Origin of the sequence: Streptomyces sp. NPDC057616 (assembly GCF_042800575.1) — a bacterium.
Classification (GTDB): Bacteria; Actinomycetota; Actinomycetes; order Streptomycetales; family Streptomycetaceae; genus Streptomyces.
In genome coordinates this window covers 18968-27047 of the sequence record NZ_JBHVGU010000044.1, presented here as the reverse complement: position 1 = coordinate 27047, position 8080 = coordinate 18968, and the positions used below count along the sequence as shown (strand labels likewise).

At 72.2% G+C, this 8080-nt stretch carries 5 protein-coding genes and 1 pseudogene; 3 read left to right on the top strand and 3 right to left on the bottom strand.

Going from position 1 to position 8080, the window contains the following annotated elements; all coding sequences use genetic code 11:
- Nucleotides 1–948, bottom strand: a pseudogene (locus tag ACFU97_RS38550) (histidine kinase); the annotation flags it as partial.
- A gap of 181 nt (nt 949–1129) precedes the next feature.
- On the opposite strand from ACFU97_RS38550, the gene ACFU97_RS38545 reads away from it, so the two are divergent.
- On the top strand, nt 1130–2704 hold the full coding sequence (locus ACFU97_RS38545) for a Na+/H+ antiporter (RefSeq protein ID WP_384265910.1): 1575 nt from the start codon (nt 1130–1132) through the stop codon (nt 2702–2704).
- Nucleotides 2705–2722: 18 nt separating this feature from the next.
- Here ACFU97_RS38545 and ACFU97_RS38540 read toward each other — a convergent pair whose 3' ends face one another.
- Nucleotides 2723–4093: a hypothetical protein gene (locus ACFU97_RS38540; RefSeq protein WP_384265908.1), complete on the bottom strand. Its 1371-nt coding sequence runs from the start codon at nt 4091–4093 to the stop codon at nt 2723–2725.
- 424 nt (nt 4094–4517) lie between these two features.
- Nucleotides 4518–4958: a DUF4328 domain-containing protein gene (locus ACFU97_RS38535; RefSeq protein WP_384265906.1), complete on the bottom strand. Its 441-nt coding sequence runs from the start codon at nt 4956–4958 to the stop codon at nt 4518–4520.
- A 358-nt stretch (nt 4959–5316) separates the two neighbouring features.
- Between ACFU97_RS38535 and ACFU97_RS38530 the strand changes: the two genes are divergently transcribed.
- Nucleotides 5317–7272 (top strand): APC family permease, encoded by a 1956-nt coding sequence (locus ACFU97_RS38530; protein WP_384265903.1) that lies wholly within the window; start codon nt 5317–5319, stop codon nt 7270–7272.
- 101 nt (nt 7273–7373) lie between these two features.
- Complete coding sequence (locus ACFU97_RS38525; protein ID WP_384265901.1) at nt 7374–7892, top strand: hypothetical protein; 519 nt, start codon at nt 7374–7376, stop codon at nt 7890–7892.
- Nucleotides 7893–8080 lie beyond the last annotated feature (188 nt).

Genomic DNA, 8080 nt, shown 5'->3' with positions numbered 1-8080 from the left:
GAACTCCACCAGCGTGGTGGCCACGTCGTCGCCGACGACCGAGTGGTAGCTGCCGCCGAGGTCCTCGACGAGCCGCCGCTGCCGGGCCAGGGAGGCGTGCGAGACGCCCGCCGCGAGGCCGTCGCTGCGCGCCACGTGCACGGCGAGCAGTTCGCCGCCGGCCGACCGGTCGGCGATCCTCGCCGCCCGCCGTACGAGCGTGTCGCCCTCGGGCCCGCCGGTCAGGGCGACCACCACCCGCTCCCGGGTCTCCCACACGGTGCCGATGGAGTGCTCGGCGCGGTAGCGGTTGAGCGCCTCGTCGACGCGGTCGGCGACCCACAGCAGCGCGAGCTGGCGCAGGGCGGTCAGATTGCCGGGCCGGAAGTAGTTGGCGAGTGCCGCGTCGATCTTCTCGGGGGCGTAGATGTTGCCGTGCGCCATCCGGCGCCGCAGCCCCTCGGGCGGGATGTCGACCAGCTCGACCTGGTCGGCCCGGCGGACGACCTCGTCGGGCACCGTCTCGTGCTGCGGCACCCCGGTGATCTTCTCCACCACGTCCTTGAGGGACTCCAGGTGCTGCACGTTGACCGCGGTGATCACGTCGACGCCGGCGGCCAGCAGCACCTCGATGTCCTGCCATCGCTTGGGATTGCGGCCCGCACCGGGGACGTTGGTGTGGGCGAACTCGTCGACGATCGCGACCTCGGGATCACGCGCGAGCACCGCGGCGAGGTCCATCTCCTCGAACTGCCCGCCCCGGTAGGCGCATTCGGCCCGGGACACCGTCTCCAGGCCACCCAGCATCGCCTCCGTGTGCGGCCGCCCGTGGCACTCGGCCAACGCAACGACCACATCGGCGCCGCGCCCTGCACGGCGGCGCCCCTCGTCGAGCATGCGGTACGTCTTGCCCACCCCCGGGGCCGCCCCGAGGTAGACCTTCAGCCGTCCGCGCCGTCCCTCGTTCATCACCCCTCAGAGAAGCGCTCCGCAGGGCTGCGGGCAGGCGTCTTGACGCCTCCCTGGCGCTGCTCACGCGGACGTTGACACTGTCTTGACGGCCTGCGGCCGGGATAGGGTGAACGCGGTGTGCCGGGAAGTCTGGTCGGCGGGGAGCCGGGGCGGCTCCTGCGAATCCCAGGGGGACGGCATGCGCAGCGTCGGAACGGTTCTCGCACTCGTGGTGCTGGCCACGGTCGTGGCGACGTTCGCACGCCGGTGGCGGATACCCGCTCCTTCCCTGCTCGTGGTCGCGGGCCTCGCTGTGGCGCTCCTGCCCGGCACCCCCGAGATCGAGATCAGCCCCGAGCTCATCGGCCTCGTCGTGCTGCCGCCCCTGCTGTACGCCAGCGCCGAGGAGCTGTCCTGGCGCGAGCTGCGCATGGTGTGGAAGCCGGTCGGCATCCTCTCCATCGGCCTGGTGCTGGCATCGGCCGCGGCCGTCGGCTTCGTCGCGTCCGTGGTGACGCCCCTGTCCTGGCAGATGGCGTTCGTCCTGGGCGCGGTCCTGGCCAGCACCGACCCGGTGGCCGTCACCGCGCTGGGCAGGCGGCTCGCCCTGCCGCCGAAGGTGCAGGTCCTGGTGCAGGCGGAGAGCCTGTTCAACGACGCGACGTCGCTGGTGCTGTTCCGGGTCGCGGTGAGCGTCGCCGTGGCGAGCGCGGCGGCCGGCTGGGGCGCGGCGGGCGGCGAGTTCCTGGTGCTCGCGGGCGGCGGCACCCTCATCGGGGCCGCGGTGGCGGGCGTGGTCGCACTGATCCGGCGCCGCACCGAGGATCCGGTCCTGGAGACGGTGATCTCCCTGGTCACGCCCTACGCGGCCTACGTCCTCGCGGAGGCGGCCCATACCTCCGGCGTCACCTCGGTCGTGGTCGCCGGGGTGGTCCTGGGCGGCCGGGGCGAGAAGCTCACCAACGCACGCATCAGGCTCCAACTCCACGCCGTCTACGGCACGGTGGTGTTCCTCCTGGAGTCGGTGGTGTTCTCGCTGATCGGGCTGGCGCTGCCGGCCCAGGTGCGCGCGCTGTCCGACGGCGACCGGACCTGGCCCCTGTACGCGCTGGCCGTGGCGGCAACCCTGATCGCCGTACGGCTGCTGTGGCTGGTACCGCTGTCGGCGGTGGTGCAGCGCAAGGGCGGCATCCAGCGGATGAACTGGCGGCTGCCGGTGGTGCTGACCTGGGCCGGCACCCGGGGCGTGGTGCCCCTGGCGGCCGCGCTGTCCATCCCGGTGACCAAGCGGGGCGGGGACGCCCTGACGGAACGCCCGCTGGTGCTGGTCCTCACCACCTCGGTCGTGGTCGTCACCCTGGTCGTCCAGGGCTTCACCCTCGCGCCCGTCGTCCGCCGCTCCGGCATCGCCCTCGAGCCCGACCACACCGAGCGCGAGGAGGCCGCCGCCCGCTGCAGCCTGGCCGGTGCCGGCATGAAGCGCCTGGAGGAACTGTCGGAGCTGGAGGCGGTACCCGAGGTCGTCCTGGACCGCCTCCGCCGCGGCCTGAGCGCCCGCCTCGCGGACGCCCGCGAACGCCTGGCCGACAGCAATGGCCACGGGTCCCCCACCGAGTCCGCCGACCTGGTCTACCGGCAGCTGCGCCGCGACCTGATAGCGGTGGAGGCGGCGGAACTGCAGCGTCTGTACGACGCGCACACGATCAGCGACACGACCCGGCGCAGGCTCCAGCGCTCCCTGGATCTGGAGGAGGCACGGCTCGCGGACGCATGAGGGCAAGGGCCCCGCGGTTCAACGGAATTCGGCCAGCCGCGGCCGCAGTCCCAGCCCCGTGAGCGCGGCGGCCACCGCCAACAGGCCGCATACCAACGGGAGTTCGGACTTCAGGTCGGAACGGCCGGCCTGGACGGATGCGGTGAAGTGCTGCCGGTTGATGCCGGTCACCCGGTCCAGGGCGGCCATCCACGTGCCGAAGTGCGCGTTGGACGTGCCCGCCTGCCAGTCCATGCAGAACTCCACCGCTTCGCGCTCCCTGCCCGTCGCGACCAGCGCGCGGATCTTCCGGTCGTCCCGCTGGTAGACCGCGTACGTCCGCACCGTCCGCTCGGCGGCGTCCCGCTCCCCCGCGAAGGTGATGTTGTCCAGCTCGCGCCGGAACTCACCCGTGAAGCGCAGGTCGTGGCGGTCGCTCTCGTACGCGCGCCAGCTGGTCGTGAACCCGGAATCGTACGTCGACAGGGTCGCGCCCGCGATGCCGTACAGCTCCTGCGACTTGGCGAGGAAGGTGGCCGCGTACTGCGGGCGCCGGCCGGGGTCGAGGAGGTAGCGGCTCTCGTCGGCGTTGGCGTCGTAGGCGATGGCGCGGGACAGGGAGAGGGCGACGACGGAGTCGAAGGCGTCGCGACGGGCCACGCGCAGGTGGTCGGCCGTGCCGGCGAGCAGCTGACCGCCGAGGATCACGGCGAGGAGCGTGCAGAGGGTGGCGGCCAGGACGCCGGGGTTGAGGATCCGCCGGAAGCTGCGGGCCAGGTACCACTGCAACGCACCGAGCACGGCGAGGAGCAGCACGCCGAGTCCGAGGACGGCGCCGAGCTGGGCGAGGAGGGCGGAGCGGGCGGCGGTGTACCTCGTCTCGAAGGCGTCGTCGGTGGAGGACACCAACGTCCGCGCGTCCGGCAGGAGTCGGGCCCGCAGCAGGTCCGTCGCCTTGCGGTAGTCGACGAGGGCGGCCGCCCTGCCGCCGCTCCTGGCGTCGTTCTCCAGGGCGCGGCCGACGAGTTCCTGGTACTCGGCGAAGTCGTCGGTGAGGTCCTCGACGGTCTTCTCGTCGACGCGGTCGCCCTGGGCGGCCACAGCGAGGGTGCGCAGGTCGTGCCCGATCTCACGCCGCGCGTCCCCGTAGAACCCGACCGCCTTCGCGTACGGGGTCCGCAGGCGCCCTTTGCCCGCGTCTCCGCCGGACAGCAGGATGTTGGCGGCCTGCGCGTCCATGTCGTTGAGGGCGAGGTCGAGGTCAGCGGCGCTGGTGGTGCGGGGTGCGTCCCGCCCGGCCACGCTCTCCCAGGTGCCGAAGGCGCCGAGTCCCGCCACGAGCAGCAGCACCGCGAGGGCGGTGGTGAGCAGGACCGTGGCCGCACGCAGGAGACGCAGTCGCGTGGGCACGCCGGCCCAGTGGCGACGGCGTAGAGCGGCCCGTGCGGCCACGGCCCCTTTCCGGAGGTCCCGCCCGCGGGCGCCCGTCCGCGCCCCCCGCCGCGAGCCCCCTCGCGGCCTCGGGGCGGGACCGCCCCCGGGCGGAACGATCGTCTGCCGCGGTGACTGCGCGGCAGCCTCCGTCCGAGGTCTGCGCGTTGTTCCGGCCGTGATGGACACGGTCCCTCCCACGTCACGCCACGGACGGTCGCCCGTCCCCCGTGCCGCTCAGTCTGCGACCGGATCCGGCCACCCGTACGCGCCGTTGACGCTCCCCTGACGCCTTCTCAGCAGGGTTTGACGGGACCTTGACGGCGGGTGCGCGGCGCCCGTACGGGAGCCGCAAATCCGGTGCTGAGCAGCCGAGTTGCGGGCAGTCCCGGCGCCGCCGGGGTCACCTGCGCGGCCCGCGTCGGCCTGCCGCCGAGCTGCCGGACGACGACGGCGGACAGGACGGCGGCGCAGACGTGGAAGGCATCGCTCTCCATGACCTGCCGCAACGCCTGGGCCGTCGCGTCCGCCGTGCGAACACGTCCGCAACGGGAACCACCCATCCGAAGAACAGCCAGGCGCGGCTGCGCCGTTGCCCCTCGGGCCGGACCAGCTCCGCGAGGTCGCGCATGCGCGACATCCAGACGCTGAAGACGAGGATCGTCACGAGGGTGGCGCCGTTCCAGCAACCCCTCAGATTCTCGAACCACATGTCGGCGTCGAGCAGCGGCAGCGCCTCGCTGCCGTCAGGCCGAGCCGGCAGCGGCGGTGCGAGCAGCACCTGGTACTTGTGCCACGCCGCCACCCCGGCCGCCACCGTCAGGACGGCGTAGGCGGCGAGCACGCCGCACGTCCACCGGGTCAGCCCACCCGGCACCCACCAAGACCTGCCCACCCCACACCTCCCGGAAGCCACCCGCCCTCGCTCGCCCGCACGACCGGCAGGCGTCGTACGAGATGACTCTGGGTGTCCTCCCCCGCGCGCCCCGGCCGCGGTCCCCCATACAGCGCCTTCGCCCTCCGATGTGATCGGGAGCTCGGACCTTGATGTGCGCCCCACGCGGACCGGGTCAGTCTTAACGCAAGCTTGACGCCCTCGTCCCCATGATCCGTGGGCCCGGGCGTCACGCTCCGCTTACGCTGGTTCCGCCGTCCGCGTGATGGCCCGACACCACGCTGAGCCGCACATCAGGAGCACGCCGATGGCGACAAAGGAACATCCCCCTCCCAGTCGGCTGCGCGCCTGGATGCTCGAAGGCCTGTCCGACATGGGCAAGGGCCACGACACGCTGCAGGAACAGCCGAGCGAGCCCCAGCCGGAGCACAAGGGGCAGCCCTGGTACCGGGTCATGTGCCTCACCGGTGTGGACTACTTCTCCACCCTCGGCTACCAGCCCGGCATCGCGGCCCTCGCGGCCGGTCTGCTGTCACCCATCGCGACCATCGTGCTGGTGATCGTCACCCTGGCCGGCGCCCTCCCGGTGTACCGCAGGGTCGCGGAGGAGAGCCCGCACGGCGAGGGCTCCATCGCGATGCTGGAGCGGCTGCTGTCGTTCTGGCAGGGCAAGCTCTTCGTCCTGACGCTGCTCGGCTTCGCCGCCACGGACTTCCTGATCACGATCACGCTCTCCGCCGCGGACGCCTCGACCCACCTCGTCGAGAACCCGCACCTGAACAGCGCGCTGCACGACAAGCAGATGCTGATCACCCTGATCCTCGTGGCCCTGCTGGGCGCGGTCTTCCTCAAGGGCTTCCTGGAGGCCATCGGCGTCGCCTTCGCCCTGGTCGGCATCTACCTCAGCCTGAACGTCGTCGTCGTGATCGTCGGCCTGTGGCACGTCGCCACCGCCGGACACGTGATCACCGACTGGTCCAGCGCCCTGACCGCCGAGCACGGCAGCGTCTTCGCGATGATCGGCGTCGCCCTGGTGGTCTTCCCCAAGCTCGCGCTCGGCCTCTCCGGCTTCGAGACCGGCGTGGCCGTCATGCCGCACGTCAAGGGCGACCCGGAGGACACCGAGGAGCAGCCCACCGGCCGGATCCGGGACACGAAGAAGCTGCTCACCACGGCGGCCCTCATCATGAGCGCCTTCCTCATCACGACCAGCTTCATCACCACGCTGCTGATCCCGGAGAACGAGTTCAAGCCGGGCGGCCAGGCCAACGGACGTGCGCTCGCCTATCTGGCGCACCACTATCTGGGCGGCGCCTTCGGCACGGTCTACGACGTCTCGACGATCGCCATCCTCTGGTTCGCCGGCGCCTCCGCGATGGCGGGCCTGCTCAACCTCATGCCGCGCTACCTCCCGCGCTACGGCATGGCCCCGCACTGGGCGCGGGCCGTGCGCCCGATGGTCATCGTCTTCATCCTGATCGCCTTCCTCGTCACCTGGATCTTCGACGCGAGCGTCGACGCCCAGGGTGGCGCCTACGCGACCGGTGTGCTGGTGCTGATCAGCTCGGCCGCGATCGCGGTGACCATCGCGGCGCGCAAGGCCGGCCAGAAGAAGTGGACCATCGGCTTCGCACTGATCTCGGCGGTGTTCCTCTACACGACGGTCGTCAACGTCATCGAGCGCCCCGACGGCGTCAAGATCGGTGCCTGCTTCATCGTCGGCATCATCCTGGTCTCGCTGCTGTCCCGGCTGGCCCGCGCCTTCGAGCTCCGCGTGACCAGCGTGTCCCTGGACCCCATGGCGGAACGTTTCATCCGGGACGTGGCGAGCCGGAAGATCCGCTTCATCGCCAACGAGCCCGACCAGCGCGACAAGGCCGAGTACCGCGACAAGATCGAGCAGATCCGCAACGACAACGACCTGCCCGGCGAGGACTTCGTCTTCGTGGAGGTGACCGTCCTCGACCCGTCCGAGTTCGAGGCGGGTCTGACCGTGCGCGGCGAGGTCCTGCACAACCGCTACCGGGTCCTCACCCTCGAGTCCTCGTCCATCCCGAACGCCCTGGCCGCGCTGCTCCTGCACGTCCGCGACCTCACGGGCTGCACCCCGCACATCTACTTCGAGTGGACCGAGGGCGGCCCCTTCGCCAACTTCCTGCGCTTCTTCCTCTTCGGCCAGGGCGAGGTCGCCCCGGTCACCCGCGAGGTGCTGCGCGAGGCGGAACCGGACCGCGAGCGCCGGCCGCGCGTCCACACCGGCTGAACCGGACACGCGCGTCAGGATCGCGCCAAGACCCGCCGGTAGACGTCAGGGCGGTGTCAGGAACGGCCGCATCCCCGCCCGCGGCGCCTATCGTCGGCCCCATGGACCGGAGCACGTCACCGAGCCCGGTCGGCGACCGCCACTGGCGCGGCAGCGCCCGGCTCGCCACCGGCTGCGCGCTCGCCTTCGGCACCATGACGACACTGGTCGACTGGGACGCGGGCACCCTCACCCCCGCCCGCGCACTGCTGTGGCTGGCGCTGTCGGCGGCACTCTTCGCGGTCCTGCTCCCGCCGCGCGTCACCGCGGAGCCGGGCCGGCTGACCGTCCGCGGCCCGCTGCACCGGCGAGTCGTCCACACGGACGCCCTGGTCTCCGTGCGGCAGTACGAGGGCGCCTCCTCGCACCTGGTCCTGCAGGACGCCCACGGCCACTGCCTGGAGCTCGACCCGCGTGTCCTGACCGCCAACCCCCTCCTCTGGCACGAGCTGGACACCGGCGCCCGCCGCTCCCGCCGGCGCGGCACCCTCCACCAGGGCACGGACGTCCTGGCCCGGCTGGGCCACCGCATCGACGACGAGACGGCCGAGGCCGTACTCAGGGCGTCAGGCCTCACCTGAACGGGCCACGGGACGACCGGACGACCGTCACGACCACCGGCCCGCACCCCGGAGCCCAACGCCGGCCCTACCTGCCCGGCCCGCGCCGCACCTGCCGTACGACGACCGGCCGAGGCAGACAGGGCACGGACGTCCCGGCCGAGGCAGACAGGGCACGGACGTCCCGGCCCGGCTGAGCCACCGCATCG

What these genes read in the sequence shown, in the direction of transcription:
- ACFU97_RS38545 (WP_384265910.1), top strand. Translation starts at nt 1,130, where the DNA reads ATGCGCAGCGTCGGAACGGTTCTCGCACTCGTGGTGCTGGCCACGGTC.
- ACFU97_RS38530 (WP_384265903.1), top strand. Translation starts at nt 5,317, where the DNA reads ATGGCGACAAAGGAACATCCCCCTCCCAGTCGGCTGCGCGCCTGGATG.
- ACFU97_RS38525 (WP_384265901.1), top strand. Translation starts at nt 7,374, where the DNA reads ATGGACCGGAGCACGTCACCGAGCCCGGTCGGCGACCGCCACTGGCGC.